The organism is Sphingobium herbicidovorans (assembly GCF_002080435.1).
Classification (GTDB): Bacteria; Pseudomonadota; Alphaproteobacteria; order Sphingomonadales; family Sphingomonadaceae; genus Sphingobium; species Sphingobium herbicidovorans.
The window spans coordinates 927,073-941,235 of sequence record NZ_CP020539.1; the positions used below are offsets into that span (position 1 = coordinate 927,073).

12 protein-coding genes are annotated in these 14,163 nt (G+C 64.3%); 7 read left to right on the forward strand and 5 right to left on the reverse strand.

Annotated features, from left to right (window positions below; genetic code table 11):
* Window positions 1-40 precede the first annotated feature (40 nt).
* A complete protein-coding gene (locus tag B6S01_RS21960; RefSeq protein WP_269319843.1) occupies window positions 41-175 on the forward strand; it encodes a hypothetical protein in 135 nt (44 codons plus the stop codon).
* A 187-nt stretch (window positions 176-362) separates the two neighbouring features.
* Here the strand turns inward: B6S01_RS21960 and B6S01_RS18955 are convergent, their stop codons facing one another.
* The gene (locus tag B6S01_RS18955; RefSeq protein WP_081570583.1) at window positions 363-1,283 is read right to left on the reverse strand and encodes a LysR family transcriptional regulator; all 921 of its coding nucleotides are present in this window, start codon (window positions 1,281-1,283) and stop codon (window positions 363-365) included.
* Between the two features lie 111 nt (window positions 1,284-1,394).
* Between B6S01_RS18955 and B6S01_RS18960 the strand changes: the two genes are divergently transcribed.
* Entirely contained in the window at window positions 1,395-3,488 is a 2,094-nt protein-coding gene (locus B6S01_RS18960) for a malate synthase G (protein ID WP_409372963.1), read from the forward strand.
* A 220-nt stretch (window positions 3,489-3,708) separates the two neighbouring features.
* Here the strand turns inward: B6S01_RS18960 and B6S01_RS18965 are convergent, their stop codons facing one another.
* Together B6S01_RS18965 and B6S01_RS18970 are read right to left on the reverse strand one after the other, a co-directional pair.
* Complete coding sequence (locus B6S01_RS18965; RefSeq protein ID WP_037469478.1) at window positions 3,709-4,170, reverse strand: low molecular weight protein-tyrosine-phosphatase; 462 nt, start codon at window positions 4,168-4,170, stop codon at window positions 3,709-3,711.
* The gene (locus tag B6S01_RS18970; protein ID WP_037469589.1) at window positions 4,167-5,621 is read right to left on the reverse strand and encodes a helicase HerA domain-containing protein; all 1,455 of its coding nucleotides are present in this window, start codon (window positions 5,619-5,621) and stop codon (window positions 4,167-4,169) included. The genes B6S01_RS18965 and B6S01_RS18970 overlap by 4 nt, the downstream gene beginning before the upstream one ends.
* Window positions 5,622-5,758: 137 nt before the next feature.
* Between B6S01_RS18970 and ppc the strand changes: the two genes are divergently transcribed.
* The 3 genes from ppc to B6S01_RS18985 all read left to right on the forward strand — a co-directional run bounded on the left by ppc (window position 5,759) and on the right by B6S01_RS18985 (window position 9,925).
* Window positions 5,759-8,455 (forward strand): phosphoenolpyruvate carboxylase, encoded by a 2,697-nt coding sequence (gene ppc / locus B6S01_RS18975; RefSeq protein ID WP_037469479.1) that lies wholly within the window; start codon window positions 5,759-5,761, stop codon window positions 8,453-8,455.
* A 283-nt stretch (window positions 8,456-8,738) separates the two neighbouring features.
* Complete coding sequence (locus B6S01_RS18980; protein WP_037469481.1) at window positions 8,739-9,281, forward strand: hypothetical protein; 543 nt, start codon at window positions 8,739-8,741, stop codon at window positions 9,279-9,281.
* Window positions 9,281-9,925, forward strand: a complete 645-nt coding sequence (locus B6S01_RS18985) for a nuclear transport factor 2 family protein (RefSeq protein WP_037469483.1) — start codon at window positions 9,281-9,283, stop codon at window positions 9,923-9,925. Before B6S01_RS18980 ends, B6S01_RS18985 begins: the two co-directional genes overlap by 1 nt.
* A 91-nt stretch (window positions 9,926-10,016) precedes the next feature.
* On the opposite strand, the gene B6S01_RS18990 is transcribed toward B6S01_RS18985, so the two are convergent.
* The gene (locus B6S01_RS18990) at window positions 10,017-10,469 is read right to left on the reverse strand and encodes a peptidylprolyl isomerase (protein WP_037469484.1); all 453 of its coding nucleotides are present in this window, start codon (window positions 10,467-10,469) and stop codon (window positions 10,017-10,019) included.
* Window positions 10,470-10,626: 157 nt separating this feature from the next.
* Between B6S01_RS18990 and mgtE the strand changes: the two genes are divergently transcribed.
* On the forward strand, window positions 10,627-12,060 hold the full coding sequence (mgtE, locus tag B6S01_RS18995; RefSeq protein ID WP_037469487.1) for a magnesium transporter: 1,434 nt from the start codon (window positions 10,627-10,629) through the stop codon (window positions 12,058-12,060).
* A 49-nt stretch (window positions 12,061-12,109) separates the two neighbouring features.
* On the forward strand, window positions 12,110-12,508 hold the full coding sequence (locus B6S01_RS19000) for a DUF1489 family protein (protein ID WP_037469488.1): 399 nt from the start codon (window positions 12,110-12,112) through the stop codon (window positions 12,506-12,508).
* Between the two features lie 103 nt (window positions 12,509-12,611).
* Here the strand turns inward: B6S01_RS19000 and rpoN are convergent, their stop codons facing one another.
* A complete protein-coding gene (gene rpoN, locus B6S01_RS19005) occupies window positions 12,612-14,120 on the reverse strand; it encodes an RNA polymerase factor sigma-54 (protein WP_037469490.1) in 1,509 nt (502 codons plus the stop codon).
* Window positions 14,121-14,163 lie beyond the last annotated feature (43 nt).

A 14,163-nucleotide genomic window follows, 5' to 3' on the forward strand; every position in this document is an offset into this window, starting at 1 on the left:
TGCCTACCCAAAATAGCCAAGCTCAGTTCAACGAGGTCGCATGCCTTCGTTGCAGCCGCAGCGCCATCGCCTGGAAGCGGACGGCGCGTTCATTGTGCTGGGCGATGGTCGCCTGGTCTGCGCCGCGCAGACGGGCTTCTCTGGCACGCCGCGCTTCCTTGGCCGCGCAGGCTGAAAAATGCGATGCGTCATGGGGGCGCATGACCCGATCCTCTCTTCTATCTCTTATGCCGACCCTTATATCACCGGGCCTGTCGCGGCTGCTATAATGCAGGTTATAAGCAAAAAGCTGCAATTTTCTGACTCTGTTTCACCGAAAGATTTTGTTGCGTAACAGACTGCAACAACAGGGAAATTACCGGTCAACGGGCCGGGGGTTGGATTGGTCGTCCGCCCTTGCTCCACGGTGCATTGCCGAAGGTGTCGCGCAGAAAGCCTATAAAGGCATCTACGGCTGCGGGGCGACCGGCGGCGCGCGGGTGAACGGCATAAAGGGCAAGGTCATCGGGGCCTTCCCAGCGATCCAGAATTTGGACAAGTTTTCCTTCGCCAAGCAACACGCCCACGTCCCAGAGGGAGCGCAGGGCGATGCCGGTGCCGGTAAGGGCCAGTTCGCGAACGATCTCGCTGGAATTGGTGCGCACATGGCTGCGGCCATCGACCAGCTTGCGGGATCGGCCGTTGACCAGCCGCCAGGGAAGCTGTCCGTCCGCCGCGAGCAGCCGGTGGCGGGCCAGGTCCGCGATGTTCTGCGGCGCTTCATGCGCAGCCAGATAGGCGGGGCTGGCGCACAGGATCCGACGATTGGCGGCGAGATGATGGCCCTCAAGATGCGCGGGAATGTCGTTGGTTATGCGAATGGCGACGTCGATGCGCTGTGACAGCAGGTCTTCATAGGCGTCGGTAAGATTGAGTTCGAGTTCGACCTTCGGATGGTTGTCGAGGAAACGGCCGACATGCGGTGCGACATGCAGCCGGCCGAACGAGGTTGGTGCGGAGACGCGCAGTGGGCCTGACGCAGCGCGATGCCGGTTATTGACCCGGTCCTCCGCCTGTTCGATCGCTTCGAGGATGGCGACTATGTCCCGGTGGAGGCTGGCCCCGTCCTCGGTGAGTGCGAGCCGCCGGGTGGTGCGGTGAACGAGCCGGACGCCCAGGCGCGCTTCAAGGCGCGAGATGCGCTTGGACATCATGGCCGGGGAAATGTTGAGCATCCGCCCCGCTGCCGACAGGCTGCCGGCATCAATCGCTCGCGCAAACAGGACATAGTCCGGGTCCATCATCATCTTTTCCTTATAGGAAAATATCTTTCAACCTTTTGTTGCCTAGTGCGAGGATGACCGAGGGTCTATAGGCTGGACGCAGTCTTTTTGCGGAGTGTTTTCATGCCCGACATGATCGAAAAATCCGGCCTGAAGGTCGCCGCGCAGCTGGCCGGCTTCATCGATGAGCAGGTTTTGCCGGGGACCGGCCTTGACGCCGCGTCCTTCTGGAGCGGGGTGGCGGGGATTTTCGCCCAGTTTGCGCCGCGCAATGCCGCACTGCTGGTGAAACGGGACGCGATGCAGGCGCAGATTGATGCATGGCATGCCGCGCGGGCGGGGCAGAAGCTGGATAGCGAAGCCTATCGCGCGTTCCTGACCGAGATCGGGTATCTGACGCCGGAGCCTGCGCCTTTCACCATCGGATCGACGCGGGTCGATGATGAACTGGCGACGCTGGCCGGTCCGCAGCTGGTCGTGCCGATCCTTAACGCGCGCTTCCTACTGAACGCCGCCAATGCGCGCTGGGGCAGCCTGTATGACGCGCTGTACGGCACCGACGCGATTACCGACGCGCCCGCTGGCAAGGGCTATGACGCGGCGCGTGGCGCGCAGGTGATCGGTTGGGCCAAGGCGTTCCTGGATCGGGCGGCGCCGCTGGCCGAGGGAAGCTGGACGGAGTGGACGGGCGGCGCGCCGGTGCTGCGCGATCCTTCGCAACTGGCGGGACGGGCTGGCGACAACATCCTGCTGCGCAACAACGGCCTGCATATCGAGCTGGTGATCGACGCTGCCCATCCCATCGGGCGGGATGATCCGGCGCATCTGGCGGATGTTATCCTGGAATCGGCGCTGTCGACGATTTGCGACCTAGAGGATTCGGTCGCGGCGGTGGACGCCGCCGACAAGGTGGCGGCCTACGCCAACTGGCTGGGTCTGATGAAGGGCGACCTGGAAGAGACGTTCGACAAGAATGGCGCGGTGATGACGCGGCGGTTGAATGGCGACCGCTTCTATGTCGCGCTGGACGGGACCAGCTTCACCTTGCCGGGTCGGTCGCTGCTGTTCGTGCGCAATGTCGGCCATCTGATGACGACGCCCGCGGTGCGACTGGCCGATGGGACGGAGGCGCCCGAGGGGATATTGGATGGCATCGTCACCAGCCTGATCGCCTTGCATGATCTTCGTCGGAAGGGTCGTTTCGTCAACAGCCGCGCGGGCAGCATCTATATCGTCAAGCCCAAGATGCATGGGCCCGAAGAGGTCGCCTTCACCAACGACCTGTTCGACGCGATTGAGGACCTCCTGGGACTGGACCGGCATCAGCTGAAGGTCGGGGTGATGGATGAAGAGCGGCGGACTTCGGCCAACCTTGCTGCCTGCATTCATGCGGTGCGCGACCGGATCGTGTTCATCAACACCGGTTTCCTCGATCGCACCGGCGACGAAATCCACACGTCGATGCGCGCGGGGCCGATGGTGCGCAAGGGCGACATGAAGGGCGCGGCGTGGATCAAGGCCTATGAAGATCGCAACGTTCAGATCGGCCTTGCGTGCGGACTGTCTGGCAGGGCGCAGATCGGCAAGGGCATGTGGGCCGCACCGGACCGGATGGCGGACATGCTGGAGCAGAAGATCGGCCATCCCATGACGGGGGCGAATACGGCGTGGGTGCCTTCGCCCACCGCAGCGACGCTGCACGCCACCCATTATCATGCGGTCGATGTGTTCGCGCGGCAGGCGGAGCGGAAGGCCGAAGCCGTCGCCAGCCTGGACGCGCTGCTGACGATCCCGCTGGCGGCGGGGCAGAACTGGTCGCCGCAGGATATACGCGACGAGCTGGACAATAATGCGCAAGGGATATTGGGTTATGTCGTGCGCTGGGTGGATCAGGGCGTCGGCTGCTCCAAGGTGCCGGACATTCATGACATCGGCTTGATGGAGGATCGCGCGACGCTGCGCATTTCATCGCAGCATATCGCCAACTGGCTGCTGCATGGCGTGTGTTCGGCCGAAGAGGTCGACGCTGCGCTGCGGCGGATGGCGGCAAAGGTCGATGCGCAGAATGCGGGCGATCCGCTCTACCAGCCGATGAGCGGGCGCGAGGATGAGAGCATTGCGTTCCAGGCGGCGCGGGCGCTGGTTTTCGAAGGCGTGGCGCAGCCCAACGGTTATACTGAGCCGTTGCTGCATGCTTATCGGGCGAAGGCCAAGATAGCTGCTTGATCGGGCGTCGCGGGTTTTTGCGTTTCGCGCAGAGGCGCAGAGTTCGCTGAGGGTTTTGGGCGGGCGTTGCTCTGCAGTTTCTGAGTCTTTGCGCGGACATTGTTTCACGCGGAGACGCGGAGGCGCGGAGCGGGTGCGTTAGACTGGCTTCGCGCCAGGTGCGAGGTTTTTGAGGGATGCGCTGCGCGGGCCGGTTTGCCTCCGCGTCCCCGCGTGAAAATCAGTCTTTGAGCCGTTCGATCAGGGCACGGGCCGCCTTCGTTACATCCGCCCATGTCTCGTCAAAGCCCGCATCCTCGCCGAAATAGGGGTCGGTGACGCTGGAGCCTTCGCGGCCGGGGACGATGTCCATGAGGAGGCGGAGGTTGGCGGTGCCGTCAGAGGGACGGATGCGGCGGAGGTTTTTCAGGTTTTCCGCGTCCAGGGCGAAGATGTGGTCGAAACGGTGAAAATCCTGGGGCGTGACCTGGCGGCCGCGGTAATGGGAAATGTCTATGCCGTTGCGCAAGGCGACGGCCTGGGCGCGGTTGTCGGGCGGGCAATCGACGTGCCAGTCGCCGGTGCCCGCGGAATCCACCTTGATGGAAAGTCCTGCATGTTCCGCTTCGGCGCGCAGGGCGGCTTCGGCAAGGGGCGAACGGCAGATATTGCCGAGGCAGACGAAGAGGACGGACACACTCATCCCTCGGCTGCCGCTGTTGAGAGGCCAAGCTGTGGCACGCCGATCGAGCGGCGACCGCCGAAGTCGGTGCGGGCGACGATGACGCCGATCTTTTCCATATAGTCGATGAGGCGGCGCACGCGGCCCGGCGAACTGGTGCCATAGGCGCGGGCGAGGGCGCTGTCGTCCGGGCAGGGCAGGCCCTGCATCGCGGCGCGGGCGATAAGGAGGAAAGGAGCGAGCATGTCTTCGGGCAGGGGCTGGGCGGCCTTCATCGCGTCGTCCCAGCGCGGGTCGGCGGCATCGAACATGCCCGCCTGCGCCATGGCGAAACGCTTGCGGAAGGCGGCAAGGTCCAGCGGGGGCGTGCGCAGGCCCTTCATGCGGCAGCGGACGCCGAAATCCTGATAGAGGGAGGCGACGCTTGGCTGCGCGTCGCCGAGGTCGGCGACGATTTCTTCCAGCACGGCGATGACGACGGGCTCATTCTGGCCGAAGTCGAGTTCTGGCGCGGCGGGCTTGGCAAGCGGTGCGGCGGCGAGGGCGCGCATCAGCTCTTCAGCCGGGAGCGGTGGCGGATCCGCGCGCGGCGGCGGAGGCGGCAGCGCATCGTCATCGCCCGCGCTGGCGAAGAGCAGTTCCTGAAGGTCTTCGGTCGCGGCGGCGGGAGGCGGCATCAGCTTGTGCGTGCCGCCCCGCGTGCTGGTTTTCACCGCGCCGATCTTCACCGCCACCGGGCGGCGGCAGATGGCGGGGCCAAGCGCGAGGAAGCGGCCGCGCTCAAGATCGCGTATCTGCTCGGCCTGACGGCGCTCCATGCCGAGCAGGTCGGCGGCGCGGGCCATGTCGATATCGAGGAAGGTGCGGCCCATCAGGAAATTGGAGGCTTCCGCCGCGACATTCTTGGCCAGCTTGGCAAGCCGCTGGGTCGCGATGACGCCCGCCAGGCCACGCTTGCGGCCCCGGCACATCAGGTTGGTCATGGCGGCGAGCGACAGGCGGCGGGCTTCGTCGGAGACGTCCCCGGCAGCGACGGGCGCGAACATCTGCGCTTCGTCCACCACGACGAGTGCGGGATACCAATGGTCGCGCGGGGCGTCGAACAGGGTCGAAAGGAAGGTCGCGGCGCATTTCATCTGCGCTTCCAGTTCGAGGCTTTCGAGGCTGAGGACCACCGAGGCGCGATGTTCGCGGATGCGCGCCGCCATCTTGACGATCTCGCGCTCATTATAGTCGCCTGCGTCGATGACGACATGGCCATATTCGTCGGCCAGCGTGACGAAGTCGCCTTCCGGGTCGATGACCACCTGCTGCACCAGCGCCGCGCTTTCCTCCAGCAAACGGCGCAGGAGGTGCGACTTGCCGGAACCCGAATTGCCCTGAACGAGCAGGCGGGTGGCGAGCAATTCCTCTACGTCGATCGGAACGGGGTTGCCGTTGCCGTCGGTTCCTATGCTGATGGTGGCGGTCACATATGTCCTTTGGCCCATGCGGTGGGATTCGCGCAAGGGCGGCGTGTGGGCTTCGACACGCTGATCCCGAACGGGAAGGTGTTTGCCGGGTGGGTTCCGCTTGACCCCATCATTGGTGCGGTGCAGCATCGCCTATTATGGCGACTCCTGCATCCACCACTCCGCCCGTCACGCAAAATCCCGACATTCGCTATCTCGGGCGGATACTTGGGGACGTAATCCGGTCCTATGGCGGGGACAGGCTGTATCGGCAGACGGAATATATCCGGTCGGCATCGGTCGACAGGGCGCGCGGCATCCATGGGGCCGACGTCGTCGATACCGGGCTGGAGGCGTTGAGCCTGGATGATACGCTGTCCTTCGTGCGCGGCTTCATGCTGTTTTCGATGCTCGCCAACCTGGCCGAGGATCGGCAGGGCGTTGCGGCCGATCCCGACGCCGATGTTGAATCCGCCATAGAGCGGCTGGCGTCGCACGGGATTGACCGGGATGCGGTGCTGGCGCTGCTCAATAATGCGCTGATCGTGCCAGTGCTGACGGCGCACCCGACCGAGGTGCGGCGCAAGAGCATGATCGACCACAAGAACCGCATCGCCGACCTGATGCTGTTGAAGGATGCGGGGCGCAGCGAGACCGACGATGGCGAGGATCTGGACGAGGCGATCGCCCGGCAGATCGCGTTGTTGTGGCAAACGCGGCCATTGCGGCGGCAAAAGCTGTTCGTTCAGGACGAGATCGACAATGTCCTGACCTATTTCCAGGACGTGTTCCTGCCTGTCCTGCCCGCGCTTTACGCCCGGTGGGAGCGGGTGCTGGGCGTGCGGCCGCCCAGCTTCCTGCGCGTGGGCAACTGGATCGGCGGGGACCGCGACGGCAATCCCTTTGTCCAGGCGCCGCAATTGCGGTCTGCATTGGCGCGCGGGTGCGAGGCGGCGGTCGGTTATTATCTGGACGCGCTGCACGCGCTGGGGGCGGAGCTGTCGCTGTCGACCGAACTGGCGCATGTGCCGGACGGCGTGCTGGCGTTGGCGGAGGCGAGCGGCGATACATCGCCCAGCCGACAGGATGAACCCTATCGCCGCGCTATTTCCGGCATTTATGCCCGGCTGGCGGCGACATATCGTACGATGGTCGGGCATGAGCCGCCACGGCCTTCGCGGCTGAAAGGCGAACCCTATGCGCAGCCGGGCGACCTGCGGCGGGATCTGGTCACCGTGGCGCAGGGGCTGGCGGGCGAGGGGGATGGCGCGCTGGCGACCGGCGGCGCGCTGGGGCGCTTGATCCGGGCGGTGGAGACGTTCGGTTTTCATCTCGCGACGCTCGACATGCGGCAGAATAGCGACGTGCATGAGCGCGTCGTTACCGAACTGCTGAAGGTCGCGGGGGTGCAAGACGATTATGCGGCGCTGGACGAATATGCGCGCATTGCCCTGTTACGGCGGGAACTGGCGAGCAATCGGCCACTGGGCACGCGCTTTTCGGAATATTCGGAGGAAACAGCGTCGGAACTGGCGATCGTGCAAGCGGCGGCGGACGCGCACCGCATTTACGGCCCGGGCTGCATCAGCCACTATATCATTTCCAAGGCCGAAAGCGTTTCGGACCTGCTGGAGGTCAATCTGCTGCTGAAGGAAGCGGGCCTGTGGCGCACGGGTAAGGGCGATGCGCCCGCGCAGGCGGCGATCATGGCCGTGCCGCTGTTCGAAACCATCGCCGACCTTGAGGCCGCGCCCAGCATCATGGCCGCCTATTTCGGGCTGCCGGAAATAGCCGGTGTTGTCAGGGAACGCGGTCATCAGGAAGTGATGATCGGCTATTCCGACAGCAACAAGGATGGCGGCTATATGACGTCGACCTGGTCGCTGTACCAGGCGAGCAAGGCGCTGGCGCCGGTGTTCGAAAGGGCGGGGACGGCGATGCAGCTGTTCCACGGTCGTGGCGGCGCGGTGGGGCGCGGCGGCGGGTCATCCTTTGCCGCGATCCAGGCGCAGCCCAAAGGCACGGTGCAGGGACGCATTCGCATCACCGAACAGGGCGAGGTGATCGCCGCCAAGTTCGGCACGCGCGACGTGGCGATGACCAATTTGGAGGCGATGACGAGCGCCACGCTGCTCGCCAGCCTTGAGCCGCAGGGTATTTCGGACCGGGATGCGGCGCGCTTCACCGCAGCGATGGACGAGTTGTCGAAAAGCGCCTTTTCCGCCTATCGCGACCTTGTCTACGGCACGGAAGGGTTCAAGGAATTTTTCCGCCAGCTGACGCCGATACAGGAGATTTCGGGCCTGAAGATCGGGTCGCGGCCCGCTAGCCGGACCAAGAGCACGCGGATCGAGGATTTGCGCGCGATCCCCTGGGTGTTCAGCTGGTCGCAGGCGCGCGTGATGTTGCCGGGCTGGTACGGCATGGGCCTGGCGTTCGAGGCGTTTCGGGACAAGGCGCTGCTGGCCGACATGGCGCAATGCTGGTCCTTCCTTCAGTCGGCGCTGGCCAATCTGGAGATGGTGCTGGCGAAGTCGGACCTGGGAATTGCCGCCCATTATCTGCCGCTGGTCGAGGATCAGGCGGCGGGCGGGGCGATATTCGACCGGATCCGCCAAGGTTGGGAACTGACCCATGACGGGCTGCTGGCGGCGACCGGGCAATCGCGGCTGCTGGAAAGGAATCCCAAGCTGGACGAATCGATACGGCTGCGCCTGCCCTATATCGAGCCGCTGAACCTGCTGCAGGTAGAATTGATGAAGCGGCATCGCGGCGGCGAGGACGACCCGCGCATCAAGGAAGGGATCGAGCTGTCCATCAACGCAATCGCGACGGCGCTTCGCAACAGCGGATAGGAGGAATCCGGGACGGCGGCAGTCCACGCCGCCCCGAACCCCTGGCCTTCTGGAAGGAAGGCGCAAGGCATGAGGCAGGCCGACACGCGACCTTTCCAATAATGACCCTCAGGCAAATCGCTTTGTTCAGATGAAGGCTGGATGAACGATGATGTCGTGCGGGGGCAAAGCAGTCGAAGCGCGACTGGAAAGCGCTGGACAGCAGAAGCTGTCTGGTTTTCATTCACAACCAATTCAACCGGCGAACGTTATCCTGCCATCATTGGAGAAAAGGAGAGAGGCGATGACGTGGTCCGGACAGAAGCTTCTGGCTGCGATTGGCCTTGCCGGTACGGTCGCGCTTGGCGGCTGCGGCTATGACAATGGCTATTATGGCGGCGTAAGTGTCGGGTCCGGCTATTATGCTGGCGGTTATTATGATGATTATTGGGGTCCGGGCTATTACCAGCCGGGCTATTATGGCGGTTGGTATAACGGCTTCTATTATCCCGGCAGCGGCTATTATGTCTATGATCGCGGTGGCCGCCGTCATCGCTGGAACGATGGTCAGCGGCGCTATTGGGAAGGCCGGCGCGGCCAGCAGGCCCAGCGCGGCGACCATTGGCGCGGCAATCTGGCGCGGCCCGAACAGGGCGAGCGGCGGAGCTGGCGCGGTGGCCGCGGTCGCGACCGTGGCGATGCCGTTGCTCCGCCCGTAGCGCGCAGCGAGCCGCGGGGCGGCAGCCCGCGTGGAAGCTGGAGCGGTGGGCGGTCTGGCCGATCGGGTGACTCGGGCGGTTCACGATCCGACGGCGACAATAATTGGCGCGGGACTTTGCGTCGCTGATGCGGGGTAAGGGGGCAGCCGCCGCGATTGTCGCATGCCTTTCGCTCGCCGCGTGCGACGGGCGGGAGGAAAGCGCGATCGACAATCTCGCCAACGGCGCCAACGCGGCTCGGGTGGAAAACAACCTGGAGGCGGAGGCGCGTACGCTGTTGGAACCGCTAAAGCCGCCTGAGCCAGGAACGCCGGGCGGGTTGCCCGACGACAGGACGCCGTTGGAAGAAGGAGCGGGCGATCCCAAGGGGCCGCAGGGCGCTGCGCAAGTCGTGCAGGGCTATTATGGCCTGTTGGAGGAGCGGCGGTTCGACGAAGCGCAGGACCTGTGGCATGATCAGAGCGCCGTGGGCGCTGAGGATGTCGAAGCTTTTGTGCGGCGATTCCGCAGTTTCAGCGAGATCCACGCCAATATCGGCGCGCCCGGACAAATTGAGGGCGCGGCGGGATCGCTGTATGTGACGGTGCCCGTGCAGGTTTACGGGCGGCTCGCGGCGAACGGCAAGCCTTGGTACAGGCTGCGGCAGGTGACGCTGCGACGGGTGAATGATGTGCCGGGATCGAGTGAAGCGGACCGGCGCTGGCATATTGAGGCGATCGGACCTTATCTTCCGCCGGAAAATCCAGACGCGGCGAGCAACGCTGCGGAGTGACGCCTGCTGACAGGTTTGCGTCGAGCGAAGCCGAGACACTGCCTGGGCTGTGTCAATCGGCTTCGCTCGAGGCGGATTGAGCGGTCAGCTTTTAGGAAATGCTGGCCTTCACGATCTTGCCCGGCGTACGGGGCGGTTCGCCCTTGGGCAGGGCATCGACATGTTCCATGCCGGAGGTGACTTCGCCCCAAACGGTATATTGGCCGTCGAGGAAGGTGGCGTCGTCGAAGCAGATGAAGAACTGGCTGTTCGCGCTGTTCGGGTTTGACGAGCGGGCCATCGAACAGACGCCACGGACATGGGGTTCGCGGCTGAATTCAGCCTTCAGGTCAGGCAGTTTCGACCCGCCCATGCCGGTGCCGGTCGGATCGCCGCCCTGCGCCATGAAACCGGGGATGACGCGGTGGAACACGACGCCGTCGTAAAAGCCGTCCTTTGCGAGCGCGGCAATGCGTTCGACATGGCCGGGCGCCAGATCGGGACGCAGTTTGATGACGACATCGCCGCCGCTGTCGAGGGTGAGGGTGAGCGTTTCGTCGGCCATGAAATTCTCCTCTTTCGGGGGAGTGTGGAAATGTGGGTTCATATAGAGCGTTAGGGCGTGGATGGAAGCGCCTCAATCAACCTTTGAGGCATTGCATTTATCCCGTTCATCGGCAAAAGCAGCGAAATGCTACAGGAACCGGACAGTAGGGGACGCGATGAGCGAACGAGCCGACATGGCCGAACCCCGGCCGGACGAACTGCCTGTTGACGGCAAGACCGCCGATCAGGCGGAATCACGCCATGACGAGGACGACCGGCTGAGGCCGGACTTCGTGTCCGCCGTGCTGGACGCGGTGGAAGATGGCGACCGCGACCTGGCGCGGGATCTGGTATCGCCGCTGCACCCGGCGGACATTGCCGACCTTCTGGAACTGACCCCATCGGACCGACGCGGTGAGGTGGCGGCGGCGCTGGGCGATCTGGTCGGCGCGGAAGTGCTGTCCGAGCTGAACGACTATGTGCGCGACGATCTGCTCGACGCACTGGAGCCGCAGCAGGTCGCGGACTTCGCCGCTGAACTGGATACCGACGACGCCGTCGCGATGATCGAGGACATGGAGGCGGCCGACCAGCAGGCTGTCCTCGATGCGCTGGACCCCGAAGATCGCGCCGCGATCGAGAGCGCGCTGTCCTATCCGGAAGAATCCGCCGGCCGTTTGATGCAGCGCGATCTGGTCGCGGTGCCTGAACATATGACCGTCGGGCAGGTGATCGACTATCTGCGCGACAATCGTGACCTGACCACCGATTTCTGGGAAATCTTCGTGGTGGACGAGGCGCACAAGCCGATCGGCACCTGCCAGTTGAGCTGGATATTGACCTGCCCCCGCTCCATCGCGATGGCGGACGTCATGAAGCGCGAGCAGACGCTGATCCCGGTCGATATGGACCAGGAAGAAGTCGCGCTGCGTTTCCAGAAATATGCACTTATCTCTGCCGCCGTGGTGGATGCCAGCGGCCGGCTGGTCGGCATGATCACGGTGGACGACATCGTCCACATTATCGCCGAAGAAGCGGGCGAGGACATATTGCGCCTGTCCGGTGCGGGCGAGGGCGACATCAACCAGCCCATATTGGAAGCCGTGCGCACGCGCCTGTCCTGGCTGGTCGTCAATCTGGGCACGGCGGTTCTGGCCGCGTCGGTCGTCGGCTTCTTTCAGGAGACGATCTCCAAATATGTCGTGCTTGCGGTGCTGATGCCTATCGTGTCGGGCATGGGCGGCAATGCGGGAACGCAGACCATGGCGGTCGCGGTGCGGGCGCTGGCCACCAACCAGTTGACCAGTTCCAACACCCTTCGCCAGATAGTGAGGGAATTCCGGATCGCCAGCGCGAATGGAACGGCGTTGGGGATTTTGATCGGGATCGCGGTCGGGCTGATCTATGGCAATCCCGACCTTGGGCTGGTGATCGCGATCGCGATGCTAATCAACAATCTGGTCGCGGGGCTGGCGGGCATATTGGTGCCAGTGACGCTTGATCGGTTCAATATAGACCCGGCGGTGTCATCCGCCGTGTTCGTCACGACGCTGACCGATGTCATGGGGTTCTTTTCTTTTCTCGGGCTGGCGACCGTCTGGGGCTTATAGGGGCGCCGGGATGGCTTGACCGCGCTCATCCAACGCCCATCTTGCGACCATGCCGCTACACATCACCAAGATCGCCTTTGGCAGCGAAAGTCCCGCAACGCTGAGGGCGTGGCTGGAAAGCCAGAATCCGGAGGCGCGGCTGACCACGCGCTATCTGCCCAAGCGGGTGGCGGAGATGGCGGGCGGCTCGCTTTATTGGGTCCATCAGCACCGGCTGGTGGGGCGCAGTCCGCTGATCGGATTTCAGGAAACGGGGCAGGGACGATACTGGATCAGGCTGGAGCCGCGGCTGATCCCGGTGCGCGGCACGCCAAAGCGCGCGCATCAGGGGTGGCGCTATCTGGACGAGAAGGACGCGCCGCCGGACCTGGGATCGGGCGAGGCGGATGATCTGGATGCGATGCCCGCTGCGATGCTGGGTGAATTGACGCGGCTGGGACTGGTTTAGGCGCGGGGCCTTTGGGACGGGTTTGGGCGTGCGCCCTTCGACAGGCTCAGGGCGAACGGAGGTTGGGGGCGACCCCCTGGTGAGCGCTGCGCGTGAGCAGGCGTCAGGCAGCCTTGCCCTGTAGCGCCTTTTGCCGCCGCCGCTGGACGGAGGAGCCGATGCCCAGCGCCTCGCGATATTTGGCGACGGTGCGGCGGGCGATGTCCATGCCCTTGGCGCGGAGGAGGTCGACCAGCGTGTCGTCCGACAGGATGGCGTCAGGCGCTTCGCTGGCGATCAGCGCCTTGATGTGACTCTTGACCGCCTCGGCCGAGACCGATCCTTCGCCGCCGGATGCGGCGACACCGCTGGTAAAGAAATATTTGAGTTCGTAAACGCCGCGCGGACAGGCGAGATATTTGTTGGACGTCACCCGGCTGACGGTGGATTCGTGCATGCCGATCGCTTCGGCGACCATGCGCAGCGTCAGCGGTTTCAGATGTGCGACGCCCTTGCGGAAAAACTCTTCCTGGCAACGGACGATTTCGGTCGCCACCTTGATGATGGTTCTTTGCCGCTGGTCGAGCGCCTTTACCAGCCAGTTGGCGCTGGCGAGGCAGTCGGCCAGCCATGCCTTTGACGCGCGGTCCTGCGGGCCGGAGGCAAGCTCGACATAATAGCTGCGATTGATGAGCAGGCGTGGCAGCGTCGCGTTGTTTATCTCTATCGACCAGCCATCCGCCGTGGGATTGACGAACAGGTCGGGCGTGACAGGCGGCGTACGCTCGGTGGAATAGCGCAGGCCGGGTTTTGGATCATAGCCGCGCAGTTCGCGGATCATGTCGGCCATATCTTCCTCATCCACGCCGCAGATGCGGCGCAACTGAGGCAGCGCCCCCCGCGCGAGGAGGTCCAGATTCGCGAGCAGCTTGGCCATGCAGGGATCGTAGCGGTCGGCCTCCTTCGCCTGAAGCATCAGGCATTCGGACAGCGAGCGGGCGCCTACGCCAGTGGGATCAAAGCCATGGATGACGCCCAGCACCCGCTCCGCCTGCGCCAGCGGGATGCCAAGGCCGTGGGCCGTTTCAAGGAGGTTCGCCTCCAGATAGCCCGCTTCGCTGATCTGCCCGACAAGCTGGGTGGCGATGAGCAGGTCGATGCCGTCCAGCGCGCCGCGCGCCTGCTCCATCAGATGTTCCTGCAAACCCTGCTCAGGATTGGCGACACTGTCGAAGTCGAACGCCTCGCCGCTGCCGGACAGCATGTCGGGGCCGCCAGAACCGACAGACGGGCCGACGCGGTCGCCCGGGCCATCGTCGATGAAGGTTTCCGCGCCATAATCGACGTCCAGTGGCGCGTCGGATTCCCCCAGTCCCTGACCGATCAGGTCGTCGGCGCCGCCGGTTTCGGAAGCCAGCGCGGGACGATCGACCTGCGCATCGACGCCATCGGGCGGCGGGGCCAGTTCCAGCGGCACGCCGGGCTCCAGCAAAGGGTTTTTTTCCAGTTCGCTGGCGACGAACGCCTCAATCTCCAGATTGGACAGCGCCAGCAGCTTGATCGCCTGCTGAAGCTGCGGCGTCATCACCAGCGACTGGCTTTGCCGAATGTCGAGGCGAGGTGCGAGCGACATCAGCCGGTGCCCGTGCCGTCAATAAGGGGGGAGGCGCGCAGTC